The sequence below is a fragment of the Streptomyces sp. T12 genome, from assembly GCF_028736035.1.
In the GTDB taxonomy this organism is placed as follows: domain Bacteria; phylum Actinomycetota; class Actinomycetes; order Streptomycetales; family Streptomycetaceae; genus Streptomyces.
The window spans coordinates 10,959,979-10,978,059 of the sequence record NZ_CP117866.1 but is presented as its reverse complement, the minus strand read 5'-3'; the positions used below and the strand labels follow the sequence as shown (position 1 = coordinate 10,978,059).

18 protein-coding genes are annotated in these 18,081 nt (G+C 70.6%); 8 read left to right on the top strand and 10 right to left on the bottom strand.

The genetic code is table 11. From position 1 onward, the window contains the following. Positions 1-14: 14 nt before the first annotated feature. Positions 15-782 (bottom strand): metalloregulator ArsR/SmtB family transcription factor, encoded by a 768-nt coding sequence (locus tag PBV52_RS49130; protein WP_274249990.1) that lies wholly within the window; start codon positions 780-782, stop codon positions 15-17. 117 nt (positions 783-899) lie between these two features. Beyond that, complete coding sequence (locus PBV52_RS49125; protein ID WP_274248650.1) at positions 900-1,643, bottom strand: phosphotransferase family protein; 744 nt, start codon at positions 1,641-1,643, stop codon at positions 900-902. Between the two features lie 78 nt (positions 1,644-1,721). On the opposite strand from PBV52_RS49125, the gene PBV52_RS49120 reads away from it, so the two are divergent. Continuing rightward, the gene (locus tag PBV52_RS49120) at positions 1,722-2,279 is read left to right on the top strand and encodes an AAA family ATPase (protein ID WP_274248649.1); all 558 of its coding nucleotides are present in this window, start codon (positions 1,722-1,724) and stop codon (positions 2,277-2,279) included. A gap of 97 nt (positions 2,280-2,376) precedes the next feature. Further along, the gene (locus PBV52_RS49115; RefSeq protein ID WP_274248648.1) at positions 2,377-2,640 is read left to right on the top strand and encodes a GlsB/YeaQ/YmgE family stress response membrane protein; all 264 of its coding nucleotides are present in this window, start codon (positions 2,377-2,379) and stop codon (positions 2,638-2,640) included. A 47-nt stretch (positions 2,641-2,687) separates the two neighbouring features. Here the strand turns inward: PBV52_RS49115 and PBV52_RS49110 are convergent, their stop codons facing one another. Next, positions 2,688-3,629, bottom strand: coding sequence for an NAD(P)-dependent oxidoreductase (locus PBV52_RS49110; protein WP_274248647.1), 942 nt, complete (start codon positions 3,627-3,629; stop codon positions 2,688-2,690). Positions 3,630-3,705: 76 nt separating this feature from the next. Continuing rightward, the gene (locus tag PBV52_RS49105; protein ID WP_274248645.1) at positions 3,706-4,482 is read right to left on the bottom strand and encodes a GNAT family N-acetyltransferase; all 777 of its coding nucleotides are present in this window, start codon (positions 4,480-4,482) and stop codon (positions 3,706-3,708) included. A 118-nt stretch (positions 4,483-4,600) separates the two neighbouring features. Here PBV52_RS49105 and PBV52_RS49100 point away from each other — a divergent pair, with 118 nt between their 5' ends. Together PBV52_RS49100 and PBV52_RS49095 are read left to right on the top strand one after the other, a co-directional pair. Then, a complete protein-coding gene (locus tag PBV52_RS49100; RefSeq protein ID WP_274248643.1) occupies positions 4,601-5,086 on the top strand; it encodes a nucleoside deaminase in 486 nt (161 codons plus the stop codon). Positions 5,087-5,228: 142 nt separating this feature from the next. Then, positions 5,229-6,464: an epoxide hydrolase family protein gene (locus PBV52_RS49095; protein ID WP_274248642.1), complete on the top strand. Its 1,236-nt coding sequence runs from the start codon at positions 5,229-5,231 to the stop codon at positions 6,462-6,464. A gap of 101 nt (positions 6,465-6,565) precedes the next feature. Here PBV52_RS49095 and PBV52_RS49090 read toward each other — a convergent pair whose 3' ends face one another. The 4 genes from PBV52_RS49090 to PBV52_RS49075 all read right to left on the bottom strand — a co-directional run bounded on the left by PBV52_RS49090 (position 6,566) and on the right by PBV52_RS49075 (position 9,673). Then, a complete protein-coding gene (locus PBV52_RS49090) occupies positions 6,566-7,420 on the bottom strand; it encodes a GNAT family N-acetyltransferase (protein ID WP_274248640.1) in 855 nt (284 codons plus the stop codon). A 223-nt stretch (positions 7,421-7,643) separates the two neighbouring features. After that, on the bottom strand, positions 7,644-8,294 hold the full coding sequence (locus PBV52_RS49085) for a chaplin (RefSeq protein ID WP_274248638.1): 651 nt from the start codon (positions 8,292-8,294) through the stop codon (positions 7,644-7,646). 249 nt (positions 8,295-8,543) lie between these two features. Next, positions 8,544-8,759 (bottom strand): hypothetical protein, encoded by a 216-nt coding sequence (locus PBV52_RS49080; RefSeq protein ID WP_274248636.1) that lies wholly within the window; start codon positions 8,757-8,759, stop codon positions 8,544-8,546. Between the two features lie 59 nt (positions 8,760-8,818). Next, on the bottom strand, positions 8,819-9,673 hold the full coding sequence (locus PBV52_RS49075; protein ID WP_274248633.1) for an alpha/beta fold hydrolase: 855 nt from the start codon (positions 9,671-9,673) through the stop codon (positions 8,819-8,821). Positions 9,674-9,919: 246 nt separating this feature from the next. On the opposite strand from PBV52_RS49075, the gene PBV52_RS49070 reads away from it, so the two are divergent. Together PBV52_RS49070 and PBV52_RS49065 are read left to right on the top strand one after the other, a co-directional pair. Next, a complete protein-coding gene (locus PBV52_RS49070; RefSeq protein WP_274248631.1) occupies positions 9,920-11,521 on the top strand; it encodes an alpha/beta hydrolase in 1,602 nt (533 codons plus the stop codon). A 63-nt stretch (positions 11,522-11,584) separates the two neighbouring features. After that, on the top strand, positions 11,585-12,682 hold the full coding sequence (locus tag PBV52_RS49065; protein WP_274248629.1) for a chemotaxis protein: 1,098 nt from the start codon (positions 11,585-11,587) through the stop codon (positions 12,680-12,682). A 103-nt stretch (positions 12,683-12,785) separates the two neighbouring features. Here PBV52_RS49065 and PBV52_RS49060 read toward each other — a convergent pair whose 3' ends face one another. Beyond that, positions 12,786-13,199 (bottom strand): SsgA family sporulation/cell division regulator, encoded by a 414-nt coding sequence (locus PBV52_RS49060; protein ID WP_274248627.1) that lies wholly within the window; start codon positions 13,197-13,199, stop codon positions 12,786-12,788. Between the two features lie 430 nt (positions 13,200-13,629). Here PBV52_RS49060 and PBV52_RS49055 point away from each other — a divergent pair, with 430 nt between their 5' ends. Continuing rightward, positions 13,630-15,057: a PP2C family protein-serine/threonine phosphatase gene (locus tag PBV52_RS49055; protein ID WP_274248625.1), complete on the top strand. Its 1,428-nt coding sequence runs from the start codon at positions 13,630-13,632 to the stop codon at positions 15,055-15,057. 49 nt (positions 15,058-15,106) lie between these two features. Here the strand turns inward: PBV52_RS49055 and PBV52_RS49050 are convergent, their stop codons facing one another. Beyond that, on the bottom strand, positions 15,107-16,603 hold the full coding sequence (locus PBV52_RS49050; RefSeq protein ID WP_274248623.1) for a hypothetical protein: 1,497 nt from the start codon (positions 16,601-16,603) through the stop codon (positions 15,107-15,109). A gap of 245 nt (positions 16,604-16,848) precedes the next feature. On the opposite strand from PBV52_RS49050, the gene PBV52_RS49045 reads away from it, so the two are divergent. After that, complete coding sequence (locus PBV52_RS49045; protein WP_274248621.1) at positions 16,849-17,994, top strand: aminoglycoside phosphotransferase family protein; 1,146 nt, start codon at positions 16,849-16,851, stop codon at positions 17,992-17,994. Positions 17,995-18,081: the final 87 nt, after the last annotated feature.

Here is an 18,081-nt window from a genome sequence, read left to right as displayed (position 1 = left end):
CACTGCGGCCTCGTTCAACGAGCCGGCATCAGCCACGGCTCCTGAGGCAGTACGTGGCCGGTCTCCAGGAGCGACTTGAGGTTGGACAGCACCGCCGGCCAGCCGGACGACACGTCGGCGCGCGCGCTCTCGTCCGGGAGGTCCTCGTGGGTCACGGTGAGGCGGACGATTTCGGCGTGCTGCTGGATGTCGAAGGTGACCCGGGAGTACTTGTCCTCCTGCCCCTCCTCGTCCGGGGCCACCCAGGTGGTGACCAGGCGGCTCGGGCGCTCGCTCTCCACGACGGTGCCGATGACGTCGGCGATGCCGGAGCCGTCCGTACGCACGTGTTCCCAGCGGGATCCGGGCCGCCAGTCCGAGACGTTGCTGTGACCCCAGTAGGCGGCGGTCAGGTCCGCGTCGGTGAGCGCGTCCCAGACCTTCTCGGGCGTGCTCTCGATGTAGGTGACGTACACGAATGTGGGCTTGTCGGTCATGGCTTCCTCGGCTCGTCGTTTCACGGCGCCGAGCACGCTCAGGCGCGGGCGCTCGAACTTGTCGATCCACCGCTCCTGGATCTCGTGGAGCGGGACCGGATTGAGGTAGTGCAGCTTCTCCCGCCCCCGCCGCACCGCGCTGACCAGGTTGGCGGCCTCCAGGACGGCCAGATGCTGGGTCACCGACTGGCGCGTCATGTCGATCCGCGCACACAGCTCCCCCAAGGTCTGCCCGTTGTCCTCGTGCAGCCGGTCCAGGAGCCGTCTGCGCGTGTCGTCGGCCAGCGCCTTGAAGACCTTGTCCATCCCGGAGTCGCTCTCTGCTCGCACACTCAACGTTATGCAGGCAATTACCTGCATGTCAATCGGTCAGTACTACTCCACAGCGACACCACTCTCCGGAGCGCTCACGCGCCCCCGGCGTCAGAACAGGAAGGCCTCCAGCTCGCGCCGGTGTCCCGCCACCCAGGCGTACGCGTTCCGAACCTCCTCCACGGCCCCGCCTTCCCGCAGCCCGGCCATGGCGGGCTCACCGCGCTGCGCGCCGGACTCGATACCCCGCCAGCAGCGGTCCTGCCACCAAAGGATCACGTCGACGATCCCCTCGCTGCCACAGCCCGGCCCGTACGCGTCGCACACGAGGGCGATGCGCCGGGCGGCTTCGGACACATCGGTGATCCCCGGACCCAGATCCAGGTACTGCCAGCACACATGGGCGAGGTCATGGACGCGCTCGCCTGGCGCGGCGATGTCCCAGTCGACGAAGGCGGTCGGCCACCACTCGCCGCCGTCCACCGCCCCGTACACCGTGTTCTTCGGGGCAAGGTCGTTGTGGCATACGACGTCCCGGTCGCCCGCCAGTGACGTTCCGTGCGTCAAGTCATGGAAGTGGCGGACGAGTTGAGCGACCCGCACGAGCGCCGCGTCGGTGCATGCCGCCGCCCGCTCCCGGGGAGTGACGGCCGCCCGGCCTTCGAGGTATGCGAACACCTCCCGGCCCCGCTCGTCCGTCCCGAGGTGGCGCGGCGCCCCGTCCCAACCACGCTCCTCGAAGAAGGCGAGCAACTCCCGCACATACCCGGACCGTTCGTGCGACGTACGCCGTACGGTCGCCCCCACCCGCACGACCTCGTTAACTGACCCGCCACCGAGCACCCGCTCCTCCATCCGCACCTCCACCCCATCAGCACGAGCCCGAGCCGAAACCACTCGCACAGGATGCCCAGGCCCAGGCACGCTTCCCGCATGGATCATGCGGAAGTACTACTCATCGGAGGACGGGCCGGGGTCGGCAAGACCACGGTGGGCTGGGAGGTCTCGGCTCGGCTGCGGGCCGCGCAGGTCGCGCATGCCGTGATCGACGGCGACTTCATGGGAGCCGTCCATCCGGCACCGGCCGGGGACGCGCGCCGGGCCGGCATCACGGAGCGGAACCTGGCCGCCGTGTGGGGGAACTACGCCGAGCTCGGATACCGGCGTCTCGTCTATACGAACACCGTCAGTGTGCTCGACGAGGCAGCACCCATGTTCCGCCGGGCCATGGGTGACGGCGTACGGCTCGTACGGGTTCTGCTCACTGCCACCGACGAGACGGCCGAACAGCGGCTGGCCGGGCGCGAGCTGGGCTCCGAGCTGGAGCACGAGGTGCGGGGCAGCGCCCGCAAGGCACGGCTCCTGGACGAGCGGGCGCCCGCGGACGTCGTACGTGTGGTGACCGACGGCCGCCCGGTGATCGACATAGCGGCGGAGGCGGTGGCCGCCACCGGGTGGTCACGGAGATCGCGGGCAGGAACCGAGCGGTGATCGGTCGGGCGTCCACCACTGGTTGAAGCGGAACGGACTGTCCCTCCCGCCAAGGGGAACTCGACTCATTGCGGGGGACAGGAGGAAGAGGGGCGAAATGGAGATCTCGGGCATCATCAGTGCCATCATTATCGGCATCATCATTGGTGTGCTGGGGCGCCTCGTGGTGCCGGGCCGTCAGCGCATCGGGGTCCTGTGGACCATCCTCGTCGGCATCGTGGCCGCACTGCTCGGCTCGGCGCTCGCGGCCGGCCTCGACGTGGCCGACACCGACGGCGTCGACTGGATCGAGTGGCTCATCCAGATCGGCCTCGCCGCACTGGGCGTCGCCGCACTGGACCGGACGAAGGCGCGCCGCTGACACGGAGTCGCGAAGGGACGGCGCGCCGACGGCATGCGGCGCGCCGTTCACGTGCGTGCCGCGGCCCGCATCGCGGCGAGGCCGTCGCGGGTCGCCGGGTGAGCGGGCGTCCAGCCGAGCTCCCGCTCCGCCTTCGCCGTGGACACCCGTAGCGTCGTCGACATCACCGTATGCGCGTACGACATGGGCCGCATCAGCCACAGCGGTACGGTCAGCGGTTTCGGCAGCCCGAACTCCTCGGCCACGCACCGGACATGGGTCCCGAAACCCATCGGGGTGCGGTCGGCGATGTTGTACGCCTGGCCGGGGCGCCCCCGCTCGACGGCGGCGACCACCGCTCGGGCCGCGTCGGTGAGGTCGATCCAGGGCAGGACCCGGCCGTGATCGGCGGGGACGGGCAGTTGCCGCTTGCGCAGCATCGGCAGGAGGCCGTCGGTGCCGCCAGGGCCGTAGAACAGGCCGAAGCGCAGTGCGATGCCGTCCAACCCGGAGGTGCCGAAGGTGAGTTGTTCCTTGATGCGCATCGCCGCGATGTGCCGTTCCAGCTCCGGGGAGCGGCCGCGCAGACCGAAGAGGTCGTCCTCGACGATCACATGGTCGCCGTGGTCGCCGTAGCCGTATCCGAAGACCATGGACTCCGTCACGAAGCGCCGGGCGCCGGTGGCCTGCGCGGCCTCGATCAGGTGGGCGGTGCCGTCGGTGCGCAGCACGTTGGTGGCGTGCATGTCGCGGTGGCGCATGGGCGGCTTGCGCAGTGCGGTCGCGGCGTGGATCACCGTGTCGAAGTGGTGGCCGTCGACGGCGCGCAGCAGGGCGTCGCGGTCCGTCAGGTCGGCCTGGATGTCGTTGCGCCCGCCCCGGCCGAGGCCGGTGACCTTGTGGCCCGCCTGAGTCAGGGCGTGGGTGATGTGCCTGCCCAGGACGCCGCCGGCGCCCGCGAGGAGGATGCTCCGGCTGTGGGCGCTGTCGTTGCTCTGGTTCGTCGTCATGTCCTTGCGACGGATCGACGGGGCGCGAATGTGACATCCGGCCGAGGTGACCACTCGGCGTGATCGGTCGGTGTCCCTACGGCGTGTACACGTACGGCGTCGTCGTGGTCAGCGGTTCGAAGCCGAGTCGTTCCAGGATGGGCCGGCTCGTGCTCATGGCGTCGACCTGGAGGTACCGGTAGCCACGGTCCACGGCGGCGCGGGCCCGGTGGGCGACCAGCGCGCGGTAGATGCCCCGGCCCCGCCAGCCCTCGACGGTCCCGCCGCCCCACAGCCCGGCGAACCGCGTCCCCGGCACGAGCTCCATCCGGGCCGCGCTGACCGGAGTGTCGCCGGCCAGCGCGACGACCGCGACCACGGTGTCCGGGTCGGCCGTGAGCTGGGCGAGCAGCTGGTGCCGGAGCCGGGAGCCGTCGGTGCCGAAGGCCTTCTCGTGCACCTCCGCGACGAGGTCCACGCCCGCCCGGTCGGTCACGGAGATCATGCGGACGCCTTCCGGCGGCTCCGCGTCCAGGTTCAGGTCGGCGACCTCGCCGATCATCAGCGTCTCCTCGGGCTCGGCCGTGAACCCCGCGTCCCTGAGCCGCTGTCCGAGGTCGACCGGGAGGTCATGGCCGTAGAGCTTCCACTCGAACTCGCGCCCCAGCCCGCGGAAGTGGGCGATCTGTGCGGCGATCGCCGCGTCGGCGCCCGCCTCGTCGAGGTCGGACCACACGACGCCGTTCCAGCCGAGTGCGGACGACACCTGGCGGACCACCCCGCCGACTCTCTCGACCAGGGCGTCGGGACCGTCCGGCCGCGCGCCTTCCCGCATGTCCCGGTCGAAGAGGGCGAGCACGCCGGCATGATCCATGGGGCCACTCCAGCACCCCGCCGCTGCCACGGCAAGGCCTTTTCGACCCGACCGCACACGACCTGCGCGACCATAGGAAGCTCAAGGCGAAGCCGCACCGCGAGGAGGGCCGTACGTCATGGTCGTGAAGGACGCCGAACTGCCGCACCTGCGCCGTTGCGTCGCGCTCGCGGCGCAAGCGCTGGAGGCCGGGGACGAGCCGTTCGGTTCGGTGCTGGTGGGGGCGGACGGCGTGGTGCTCGCCGAGGATCACAACCGGGTGGCCTCGGGCGACCGCACCCGGCACCCCGAGTTCGAACTGGCCCGCTGGTCCGCCGCTCATATGACGCCCGAGGAGCGGGCGGCCGCCACGGTGTACACCTCCGGCGAGCACTGCCCGATGTGCGCGGCCGCGCATGCGTGGGTGGGCCTGGGACGCATCGTGTACGTCGCCTCGTCGGAACAACTGGCCGGGTGGCTGGGCGAGTTGGGGGTACCGGCTCCGCCCGTGCGGACTCTTCCGGTCCAGGAGGTCGCCCCCGGTGTGGTCGTGGACGGCCCGGTGCCCGAGCTGACGGACGACATGCGCGCACTGCACTTCCGCTTCCACCGGCGAACCGGCTGACGGGCAGGTGGTCCGACAGCGGTGCGGCTGAAGGGCCGTACGCGCTAGGGCCGCACTCCTCGAAATGAAATGGCCCGGCTCACCCGCCCATCCACCAACAGGCCGACGACACCGCTTCCTCCACCCAGTAAGGAACCACGCCGTGACCACCCCTCACGTCTTCCCCCTGGAGCCCACCCCGATCCACGTGTCCGACGAGGTCCTCGATGACCTGCGCGCCCGTCTCACACTGACCCGTCCGCCGCTGGACGAGGGGAATGGGGACTGGTCCTACGGCACCCCGGACAGCTATCTCCGTGAACTGGTCGCCTACTGGCGGGACGGATACGACTGGCGCAAGGCCGAGGCCGCCATCAATGTCTACGAGCACTACCAGGTGAGCGTCGCCGGTGTCCCGGTGCACTTCATGCGCAAGCCCGGCCGCGGCCCCCGCCCGATCCCGTTGATCCTCACCCACGGCTGGCCGTGGACGTTCTGGCACTGGTCGAAGGTGATCGACCCGCTCGCCGACCCGGCCGCGTTCGGCGGTGACCCCGCCGACGCGTTCGACGTCATCGTGCCGTCCCTGCCCGGCTTCGGTTTCCCCGGCCCGCTCACCGCCTTTCCGGACGTCAACTTCTGGAAGGTCTCCGACCTCTGGCACACCCTGATGACCGAGACCCTGGGATACGAGAAGTACGCCGCCGGGGGCTGCGACATCGGCGGGATCGTCTCCAGCCAGCTCGGCCACAAGTACGCCGACGAGCTGTACGGCATCCACATCGGCTCCGGGCTGCCGCTCGACTTCTTCACCGGCCCCCGCGCCTGGGACTTCGCCCGGAATCGGCCCCTCACCGACGACCAGCCCGCCGACGTCCGCGCCCGCATCATCGAGCTGGACCACCGCTGGGCGCCCCACCTCGCCGTGCACATGCTCGACGGCGCCACCCTGGCCCACGGGCTGAGCGACTCCCCCGCCGGACTGCTCGCCTGGCTGCTGGAGCGCTGGAACGCCTGGAGCGACAACGGCGGCGACGTCGAGTCCGTCTTCACCAAGGACGACCTGCTCACCCACGCCACGATCTACTGGGTGAACAACTCCATCGCCACGTCGATGCGTTACTACGCCAACGCCAACCGCTACCCCTGGGCCCCCGCCCACGACCGCACCCCGGTCGTGCAGGCCCCGGTCGGCCTCACCTTCGTCACGTACGAGAACCCGCCCGGCATCCACACCGCCGACGAGCGCGTCCGGGCGTTCAAGACCGGCCCGCAGGCCGATTGGTTCAACCACGTCAACGTCAACGCCCACGACCACGGCGGCCACTTCATCCCCTGGGAGAACCCCGACGCCTGGGTGAGCGACCTGCGCCGCACCTTCCACGGCCGCAGGCCCTGAACGACCCTGCGGGGCTTCGGGTCCTGCGGCTGGCGGATCGCGGCGTGGTACACGGTGCGGGCGGCCTCGAAGTCGCCGGGCAGGTCGTCCTCACCCAGGCTCTAGCCCAGTTCCAGGGTGGTGACGCCGAACACACGCTCCTCGGCGTACGGCCGCACCGGGCCCGTGTACATGCGGGCCGTCTCGAAGGAGGGGCTGAAACCGGCCGCCTCGGCGAGAGCCACGCCCGCCGCGTTGGGCTCGGGCACGTCGATGGCGACCTCGCGACCGGCCGGCTCGGCGGTCAGGGCGGCGAACAGGGCCCGCGCGTCCTCGGCGGTGTCGGCGAAGAGCGGGCCGATGCGCGGGCAGTCGTGACCGGCGCGGATCACGCCGTAGCCGGTGACGCGGTCGCCGGTGCGGCGGACCACGGCGTGGTGTCCGGTGCCGGTGAGCCAGTGCGCGAGGAAGCGGGGGCGGTCGGCCGGGGTGCAGGTGGCGTCGTACGCGGTGATGTCCTCGATGTCCTCGGACCGTACGACCCGCACATCCGCAGGCACCTCGGAGGCGGGGGCGATTCCGCTGAACCGGACCGTGCGGTGGGCGAGTTCGAAGCCGGAGCGGCGGTAGTTGTCCTGCTGGGCGACGACCCCGTCGAGTCCGATCGTGCGGTTTCCGGCGTGGGCCAGCGCGGTCTTCCACGTGGTGAGGCCGTGGCCGCGGCCGCGCAGGTCGGGGCGGACCAGGTAGTGGCCGAGGAAGGCGTAGTCCGTGCCGTAGTTGACGACCGAGATCGCCGAGACGGGCTCGCCGCCGATCCTGCCGAGGAAGAAGCCGTCGGGGTCCTCGGCGAAGAAGGCCGGTCCGTCGGCGAGCCCCGGGTTCCAGCCCTCACCCGCGGCCCATCCGCGGATGACCGGCCAGTCGTCGAGGCCTGCACGGGTGACGACGAGGTCTTCGGGGGCCGGAGAGGTCATGGGTGCGCTCCATTCCTTGGGGGACTTTGCATGCGCACGGTGATCGACCGCGCACGGAGCATCCTCGCGGATCGTCCGGGAGGAGCGCCACGGCGTGATCAAGCCGTTGACGCGTTCCAAAAGGCCATGGGCGCCCGGGTGTTCGGCACTTCGGTACGACGAAGGCCCCACCGCTTGCCGGTCCGGTGGGGCCTTCCGTGCCGTGCGCGAAGCGCGGCGGCGGTCAGCGCACCGCCAGGGGACGGAAGCGCCGGTACAGGACGGCGCCGCTCAGGACGAGAAGCGTGCCGCCCGCCACGGCGGCGAGGGTCTGGTCCGCTCCGGTGTGGGCGAGGGCGCCCTCGGGCCCGTGCGGGACGAACGCGGGCGGCACCGGACGCGGCTGGTGCCTCGCCGGCGGTACGGACGGCTTCGGCGTCGGCTTCGTGGTGCGCGGAGGGTGGTTGCCGGGGGTGTTCACGGACTCGTTGCCGGTCGCCGGGTTGCCGACGCCGACCACGTTCACCGTGTTGCCGCTGACGTTCACAGGGAGGTGGACCGGCAGCTGGATGGTGTTGCCGGAGACGACGCCCGGCGAATCCTTTCCGCTTCCCTCGGCCGAGGCCCCGCCCTTCGACGCGGCTCCCGCCTTGCCACCGCCCGCGTTGGTGCAGGTGTTGCCCACGGCGGGGTTGAGCAGCCCCACCACGTTCACGGTGTTGCCGCACACGTTCACCGGGACGTGCACCGGGAGCTGGATGGTGTTGCCGGAGATCAGCCCGGGTGAGTCGGCCGCGGCACCGTCCGCCGCGGAATCGGCATACGCCGGCATCGTCACAGCCATCGCGCCGGTGGCGGCGAAGGCGATCACACCGTTTCGGGTAACCCGTCTCATAGGTTCCCTGCCTTCCAGACATGGTCGCGAGCACTCGCTCGCACCGGATAAAACGCCGATGAACCATTCGAGTTATGGCTTATCGGTCTTTCACCCCATCGAGCGGCATGGTTGTCGAACTGAGTGATGACTCCCCTTTCATTCGACTTGTCGCTCAGGACAGTGGCGCTCAGAACGCGCGGGCGCCGTGCGGTTGACCGTGCTTCGGCCCCGTTGTCCAAGGCCGAACGCAACGAGGCCCGGCCGAAGTCATCGCTGCCACGCCTCGGGGCCGCCGCCGCGCCACTCGATCAGCCTGGACCGCCGTACGTACTCCTCGTCGGCGTCCTCGATTCCCGCCCGGCGCAGGAACTCGGCAACGTCCAGCAGCCCGTACGCCATGCCGAGGAAATGGTCACCGGCACGGACCCGTCGGCCGCCGTCCTCGGCGGGCGGGTAGATCGCGATGGGCTGATCGCCGTCCATGGCACCAGGGTGCGGCCTGCGTCGGCTGCTCGCATGCGGGGCTGCTGCGCCACTGGTGATCAACCGCCGAACGTGGCGAGTTCCCCCAGGAGCCGAGCCGCCGGGGCCGGGGTGAGCAGCCATTTCAGGTGGCTGCCCTCGAGGGTGCGCACGTCGTAGGGGTTGTCCGGTGTGAGGGCGTTGCCCTCGCGGATCAGCCGGTCCTGCAGGGCGCGCGGCAGACTGGCGTCGTCGGCCAGGCGCACGTAGGTCTTCGGAATGCGGCCCCACGTCGCGGCCTGCGCCCGGTCGGAGGAGGTGCCGACATCCAGGTTCTCGTCGGGCTGGAAGGTGTTCAGGAAGGTCAGGAACTCCTCGTCGGTGCCGTCGGCGAGGAAGGCCGCCTTGAACGCCGCGAGAGCGTCCGGATCCGCGGTGCGGAAGTTGACCCGGAGCAGGCCGAGTTCGGCCGGGTTCCCGGCCATCGCCGCAGCCAGGGAACCCGCGTCGACCGTGGCCATCTCCGGTTCGGCGTAGTAGTCACCGACGTCGAGATCGACCGGGCACCAGGCCGAGACATAGACGATGCGGTCGATGAGGTCCGGCCGTGCGTTGGCCGCGGCGGTGGCCGTGATGCCACCGCGACTGTGCGCGACGAGGATCACGGGGCCGTTGCGCCGTGCTCGTTCCAGGATCCCGATCAGGTGCGCGGCGTTGTCGGCGAGGGTGACGCCCTTGATCGAGCCGGGCGCGGTGGCGAGTCCTTCGAGGTCCTGCGGGGCTTGATAGGCGCGCGCGTAGGTTGCCCCGAAGCCGTGACCTGGCAGGTCCACAGCGACCGAGCGGTGTCCGAGGAGGCCGAGCTCTGCCTGGAGCGGTGCGAAGGAGAAGGAGTTCGCGAAGGCGCCGTGAACCAGTACGAAGGTCGGTTGCATCTGTCTGCTCACTTTCAGCGCGCGGACGGTCGCCCGGCATTCGAACGTGCACACTACTCACCGAAAGATCATCCGCTCCACCGGTACGAGGACCTCCGCTTACCGACCGCCCGACGCGCGCACAAGGCGCGCAGCGTACGGCAGCCCAGACCGGGCCGCTCGCCCGGAGGCGTGCGTTCCGGGGCCCCCTTATCGTGATCGAGGACGCCGTATCCCGGTCCGCGACGGGCGTCCCTGGAGGCATTGATGCTGGCCAAGCTGTCAACGCGGCCCTCACTGCGCCGCTGCGCGGTCACCGGCGCGGTCGGACTGGTCCTGCTCGGCACGGGGCTGCCGGCGGCCACGGACGGCACGGAGCCCGACCTCGCCCGCTTCTACCGGCAGAAGATCACCTGGGCCAAGTGTCCCGGCGAGGGACTGCCGAAGGATCTGCAGTGCGGCAAGATCACCGTCCCCCTCGACTACGCCCACCCCCGGGCGGGGACGCTGGACCTCGCGCTCGCCCGCTACCGGGCCACGGGCCGGAAGCAGGGCTCGGTGCTGCTCAACTTCGGCGGGCCGGGCGGCGCCGGTGTCCCTGAATTTGCCGCCGGCGGCAAGGACTTCATGGAGCTGACGGACGGCTACGACATCGTGACCTTCGATCCGCGCGGCGTCGGCAGGTCCTCGCCGGTCAGCTGCGGGGACGGCGAGGAGGACATCGCCGTGACGGACGACGGCACGGAAATCGGCCGTGATCCGCAGTCCGTCCTGAAGCAGTTGAGGAAGGCGGCCGACGCGTGCGCCCGGCACTCCGGTCCCGTGCTCCCCCACATCGGCACGGTCAACGCCTCACGCGACATGGACGTGATGCGCCAGGCCCTGGGCGACAGGAAGCTCAACTACCTCGGCTTCTCCTACGGAACACGGCTCGGCGCGGTGTACGCCGCCCAATTCCCCGAAAAGGTCGGCCGGTTGGTGCTCGACGGTGTGGACACGCTGACCGAACCGCTGACCGAGCAGGGGGTGGCAGGCGCCAAGGGCCAGCAGAAGGCGCTGGAGGAGTTCATCAACTGGTGCGTGAAGGACATCGCCTGCCCCTTCGGACAGGACCCCCGCGAGGCCCGCAAGCAGGTCGTACAACTCGTCGACTCGCTGGACGAGGACCCGGTGCCGTCGGCCTTCGGTGAGCCGTTCACCGGGCAGGACCTGGTCGGCGCCATCGGACAGGCGCTCTACAGCGAGGAGTTGTGGCCCTCCCTGGAGCGGGCCCTCGCCTCGCTGGTCGAGGACGGCGACACACACGCCATCGAGACCTTCGCCACCGGCGGCGCCGCACCCGCGCGCCGGGACGAGACCGAGGCGACCGAGGAGACCGGGAACCCAGACGGCGGTCTCGTCGACGACGAGGAGGTCCCGCTCGACAACCTCCCCGCGGCGCTGATGGCGATCAACTGCGCGGACGACCCCGACCGCCCGACGAACGAGCAGATCATCGGCGATCTCGACCGGCTGCGCGCCGAGTACCTGCAGGCGTCACCGGTCTTCGGCCCCTACCGGCTCACCGAGGTGCTGATGTGCTACGGCCGCCCCAGGGGCACGGACTTCATCCGCGACGACGTGAAGGACGTGCACACGTCGAAGATGCTCCTCGTGGGCACCCGCGGCGACCCGGCGACGCCGTACCGCTGGACCGTGGAGACGGCGAGGCGGCTCGGCCCCTCGGCCGTGGTCCTGGACAACAAGGGCAGCGGCCACACCGGATACGCCTCCTCCAAGTGCGTGCACCGCAAGGTCGACACCTTCCTGCTGTACGGCACGCTGCCGGCCGACGGCAGCTCCTGCGGGCCGGAGGACGACGGAGAGTAGGTCCGCAGGGGCGAGGGGATTGCCCCTAATGCCCGATCGGCGAATCGGCCCTATCGTGCTGTTATGGAGCACGCACTCAGTCCCACGACCCTCATCGAGCTGCGGCGCCCGCGCCCCTATCCGGCCGTGTCCGTGCTGACGCCCACGCATCGCCGAGAGCCCTATCGGGCCCAGGACCAGGTTCGGCTGCGCAATGCCGTGGCCGAGGCCAAGAAACAGCTGGAGGCCGATCCCTCGGTCACCCGCGAACGACGGGTGGACGTCGAGCGACAGCTCGACCAGGCCCTCGCCGAGGTCGATCTCACTTATGCCGAGGACGGCCTGGTGATCTTCGCCGCCCCGGGTGAGCACCAGGTGTGGTCGCTCGCCCGAACCGTGCCCGAGCGCGTGGTGCTCTCGGACACCTTCCTGACCCGCAACCTCGTCTCCGCGGAGGCCGCCGAGCGGCCGTTCTGGGTGCTCTCGGTCTCCCCCGACCGTGTCACGCTGTGGACCGGCAGCCTGGACCGCGTCACCGAGGCCCGCATCGGCGGTTTCCCGCTGACCAGGCGTTTCGACAACTTCGACGCCGAGCGCCAGGAACAGATCGGCGACATGCCGAGCACGTTCCGCGACGAGGGCACCCGCCACTTCCTCAAGGACGCGGACTCCGCCATGAGCGCGATCCTCCGGGACAACCCGCGGCCGCTGTACATCACCGGCGAGCAGGCGGCGCTGTCCCTGCTGGACGAGATCGGCGGCGCCACCAAGGACGCGGTGCACGTCCCGCACGGCGGGCTCGCGCACGGCACGCACGAGGCGGTGTGGCAGGCGATCCGGCCGGTGATCACCGCCGAGGACCGCAGGAACACCGACGCCGTGGCCCGGGAACTCGAAACCGCCCTCGGCCGCAAGGCGTTCGCGGCCGGCGTCGACGAGGTCTGGCGCAGCGCCCGCGAAGGCCGGATCCGGCTGCTGGCCGTCGAGGAGAACTACCGGGTGACGGTGCGCGGCGAGGGCGGCGACCATCTCATCCCGGCCGAGAGCGGCGACCTCGACGCCCGCGAGGACATCGTGGACGAGATCGTCGAGCAGTGCCTGGAGACCGGCGCCGAGGTCCGCTTCGTACCGGACGGCACACTGAGCGACGCCCAGGGGATCGCCGGGGTGCTGCGGTACTGACGCGGGAGCGATGAGGAGGCACCGCGGCGGCGGCCAGGTCACCTCCTCATACGCTTACGCTCGGCCGCCTCGTCCGGCCGGTCTCCTCGTCCGGCCGGCCTCCTCACACGCTGCCGAAGAGCGAGCTCAGGCCTCGCTCCACGACCGCCCCGAGGTCCTCCTCGCCGGTCGCGACCACCGCGTAGGTCCGCAGCAGGAAGCGGTTCAGGGCGCAAGCGTCGAACTGGAGCAGCGCCATGCCGTAGGGCGAGTGCAGCTCCACGACCGTACGCTCCTGGCCGCACGGCCAGATGTGCACGTCACCGTCCCCGGCCGGCTCGCGCAGGCCCTCCTCCAGCAGGCTCCGGGCGAAGGTCCAGGTGGCCCCATGGCCATCGAGGGAGACCTCGCCCGGGAAGTCGATGTGCACCGCCAGCGGGTCCGTGGAGGCGTACCGCAGCTTGGCGGAAACGACGAGTTCGCGCTCCTCGCCGGTGATCAGGCGGGCGCGGGCGGGCTGCTCGAGGGCGATGTCCATGGGCGGTCTCCCCTGCGGGTCGGAGGTAGGACGGTTTTGCCGCTGTGCTTTTACGACCCCGCAAACGCCGTTTGCATTACACCGAAGCGCACATCATTTATGTGACCTGCATCACTCCCGAAGAGCGCATCGCCCGGACAGACGGCCACCGGCGCCCCGCCCCTAGAACATCCGACCGTCGAACACTCGATTGAGCGACGTACAATCGCCCCGACAGGACGTCAAATCACGTACGCCGCCTACGACTTGACCCCTTCGGCGACCTACGGCAATCGCATGGCATGAGCCCGCCGTGAAGACTCTGGCATATGCCAGGCGCACCACCGTATCGGGTGTTGCCAAATCCCTTACAGGGCGTCGCGGGCTGTGCAACAGTCGTAACGGTCCTTCCGTCAGCCTTGGTCGTACCGTCCTCGCATCGGAGTGCGTCATGCCGCCCCATCTCTCTGCGGACCGCCCCGCCGCTCAGCCGCCCGGACGCGGCTCGGTCGAAGCGCTCATATCGCAGACGCGGCGACTCAAGGGCGACGTCGACGCCGCCCTGCGGGACACGCGCAGCGACGACGGTTCGGACCCGCAGGAGCGGTGGCAGCGGGCGCTGTACGACCTCGCCCTGCACCAGCTCAACGATCTCGACGAGCACCTGGCGCAACTGCGGGACGGCCCGGCCCTGCTGGACGCGGCTCCCGCGGCCACGCCCGACGCCGTGCCGCCCGCTCCCCGGCGCGGCTCGCTGCTCAGCCGGGTCGGCAGCGCGGAGTGGAACCTGCTGACGGACGAGGCCAGTTGGTCCGGCGAGCTCTACCAGATCCTGGGTCGTGACCCCGCCAAGCCACCGCTCACCCTCGACGAGTTGCCGTCCCTGGTGCTCGACGAGGACCGGCCGAAGCTGACGGCGATGGTCACGAACTGCCTCGTCGACGCCCAGCCCATCGACGGCGAGTTCCGCGTCGTGCGGCCGGACGGCGCGGTCCGGACCGTGCACATGATGGGCGAGCCCGTGCTCGACACTGACGGCAGCACCGCCTCGATGTGGGCCGTGCTGCGGGACGTCAGCGAACTGCGCCGCAGCCAGCGCGAGGTGAGCGAGACCCGTGACTCGCTCCAGCGCCAGCGGCACCACGCGCAGAGCGAGCACCGGCTCGCGGTCGAGCTGCAGGAGGCCGTGCTGCCGCCGTGGCGCGGCTCCCTGCGACTCCCGCACCGGGGCCCGGAGACCCTGGACCTCGCGGCTCACCGTCTGCCGTCGTCGACGAGCGCGCTGATCGGCGGCAACTGGTACGACGCACTCGAACTGGCCGACGGCGCAACGATGTTGAGCATCGGCGACCTCACCGGGCACGGCGTCGCCGTGGCCTCGGGCATGGCGACCCTGCTGGGCGCCGTACGCGGCATGGCCATGGCGGGCACCCAGCCGGGGCAACTGATGTCCTGGCTCAACCAGTTACTCGACGCCACCGTCCAGCCGGCCCTCGGCAGCGCCCTCTGCTGCCGCTACCGGCCCGAGACCCGCACCCTGACCTGGGCGCAGGCCGGACACCCCGCCCCGCTGCTGTTCCGCGACGGGACGGGGCGCAGGCTGAATGCGCCGGACGGCGTCCTGCTCGGCGCCACCTCGGGTGCCGTCTACGCACAGGCAGAGGAGACCCTGGAGGTGGGCGACCTGCTCCTGCTGCACTCGGACGGACTGGTGCCGAGGCACAGCACAGCGGACGCCGTGGATCGTCTCCTCGAACTGGGCTCCCGTTTCAGCGAGGCACGCACCGCACAGGACTGCGTACGGCTGGTCGTAGAGGAGTTCGGTGTCAGTGAGCGCGAGGACGACGCCTGCGTGCTCGTGGCCAGGGTGATGTCCTAGGACCTACGGAACTACGGACCTACGGAGATCAATCAGTCGCGCAGTCCCCTTATGCCTGTGCGCTGTTGCCGCCGCCCGGCTTCCTCGCCTTGGGCAGCGCCAACCGGATCTCCTCCCGTAGTTCGTGGATCTTCGGGTAGCTGGAGTACTCGGCGGTGAGCCGGTACATCTGGCGCAGCCGGTCCCAGGTGCGGCCGGACGAGTTCGAGCCCATGGACATCAGGGCCAGTCGTGCGTACCGGTCCGCCTGTTCGGGGTCGTCCGCGATGAAGCAGGCGGACGCCATGGACAGATGGTCGAAGATCTTCGACCGCTCCCGGCCGTCGATGCGCAGGGCCAGGGCCTTCTCCGCGTAGTGCTGGGCGTGCGCGGCCGCGCCGGGCTCGAACTCGGCCAGCGTGCGGTAGGCCAGGGCCTGCATGCCGTACAGATCCTCGTCCTTGAAGGTCTGCATCCAGCTCGGTGGCGGTACGTCGCTCTTGTCGGAGACGAAGAGGTCCTCCGCCTGTCCCAGGGTGCGGCGCATGGCCTGGCCCTTGCCCATGGACGCCTGTGCCCAGGCCTCGATGGTGTGGAACATGGCCCTGGTGCGCGGCAGCACCTCGTCGCCGGAGCCGGACTGGGCGAGCTTCATGAGGTCGAGTGCGTCGTCGGGCCGGCCGAGGTGCACCATCTGGCGAGCCGCTCGGGAGAGCGCCTCCCCGGCGCGGGGCCGGTCGCCGCCCTCTCGGGCCGCGTGGGCGGCGATGACGAAGTACTTCTGGGCCGTGGGTTCCAGGCCGACGTCGTGCGACATCCAGCCGGCGAGGACGGCGAGGTTGGCGGCGACGCCCCACAGGCGCCGCTGCAGATGGTCGGGGTGACGGTAGGCGAGCATGCCGCCCACCTCGTTGAGTTGGCCTACGACTGCCTTGCGCTGGAGCCCGCCGCCGCGGGCCGCGTCCCAGGCCCGGAACACCTCTACCGAGCGCTCCAGTTCCTCGATCTCCTGCGATCCGATGGGGGCGGCCTCGTAACGGTCGAACCCAGCGGGTTCGGCGTGCAACGGGTCGTCGAACTGGGGGGCGTCGGCCCTGAGGGCCGGGTCGGTGTGCAGCCAGTCGTGCATGGCGCTGCTGAGTGCGGATCCCGCGGCGAGCGCGGCACCCGCGCCCACCAAGCCGCGTCGGTTGAGCATGAGGTCCATTCCCGTGAATTCGGTGAGGACCGCAGCCGTCCGCTCGGGCGCCCAGGGCACACCGTCGGGATGCTCCACACTCCCGCCGTCCTGCCGTTTCCCCGCACGCCCGTGCCGGACCAGACCGAGGTCCTCCATGGTCACGACACGGCCGAGACGCTCGGTGAACAGGGCCGCCAGCACCCGCGGCACCGGATCGCGCGGGATCTCTCCCATGTCGATCCACCGCCGCACCCGCGAGGTGTCGGTCGCCAACTGGGGGTGGCCCATGGCCGCCGCCTGCCGGTTGACCAGCCTCGCGAGCTCACCCTTGGACCAGCCGGCGAGGCCGAACAGGTCCGATAGGCGGGTGTTGGGTTGTCCGCTCACGTCAAGCCCCCAGGTTCTCGGCTGAGTTGACAGTAGCTCGGTGAGAGTTGCCTCGGGACTATTCGCCAGGGTTCGCCAGGGTGCGCCAGATGGTGTGCCACTGGGCATCGGGTGTCAGGTAGGAAAGCGCCACCCCGACCCGGTCGCCCTCTTGATACGGCTGGTGCATTCCCCAGGGTGCACCCGGGCGGCCGGATCGGGTCGCGCTTTGACTTCGCAGGCACACGAAGGGATCTGTCTCTCCCATGTACGCAGCATCGTCCTCCGTGTCCGCCCCACCCCGGTCGCTGCGCCCCCGCCCGGCGGGCGGCGGCCCCTACCTCGACCCCGCGCGGCCGACGGCCGCCCCCGTGCTCGGTGCGGGCCGGACGCGCCGCCCCGCGGGGCTCGGCACCCAACCGCTCAGCGGGAGACTCGACTTGTCCGGCCCTCAGGGCGCCCAGCTGCGTTCGGCGATCGCGTCGGTGCACCGGATCTGTCCGGAGTTCGCTCCGGTGCAGGTGCTGCGCCGCAGTGGGCGGTCCGTGCTCCTGGTCGGCACGACCGGACGCAGCACGGCCGTCGCCAAGTGTTTACTCGACCACTCGCCGGCGTGGGCCGAGCGGATCCGGCACGAAATAGCGGCATACCGCTCGTTCGTCCGGCACCGCCCACCGGTGCGTGTGCCGAGACTGATCGCAGCGGATCCGGACAACTGCACGCTCGTCATCGAGCGGATGCCGGGCCGGGTGGCGGCACTGCAGCGACACCCGGTGGAGGCGCCGCCGCGTGCGGACATCAGGGCGGCACTCGGAGCGATCTGCCGGCTCAACGCGTGGCGGCCCCCGGCGGGCACGTTCGACGCACCGCTGGACTACGCGACCCGGATCTCCCGGTACCACGATCTGGGCCTGCTCACCGACCGGGACATGGGCGATCTGCAGAAGCTGCTGCACGGCATCGCGACGACCGCGGGCCGGCAGGGCATGGGCCAGTTCTGCCACGGCGACGCACTGCTCTCGAACATCCTGCTCTCACCGGCCGGTCCAGTGCTGGTGGACTGGGAGCACGCGGGCTGGTATTTGCCGGGCTACGACCTGGCGACGCTGTGGTCGGTGCTCGGGGACGCGCCGGCGGCCCGTCGGCAGATCAGCCAGATCGCCCAGTCGGCGGGCCCGGCTTCACGGGACGCGTTCCTGGTGAACCTGATGCTCGTACTGACCCGTGAGATCCGTACCTACGAGACGGCCGTGCAGCGTTCGATGCACGACGCTCCGACCCCGGCGGCACCGGGAGTGGCCCACCTGGGTGCTGCGCCGTCCGGCGAGGAACAGCGGCTGCTGCTGAGGCGGCTGCACGACGACTGCCAGCTGGCCCGACGGGCCGTGCGCGCGGCGGTCGGCACTCGCTGACGGGGACGACAGTCCGCGGTGCGCGCTGGACAGCGGCGCACCGCGGACTGTCGTGTGTACGGCCGTAAACGCCCCATTGGTGTACGC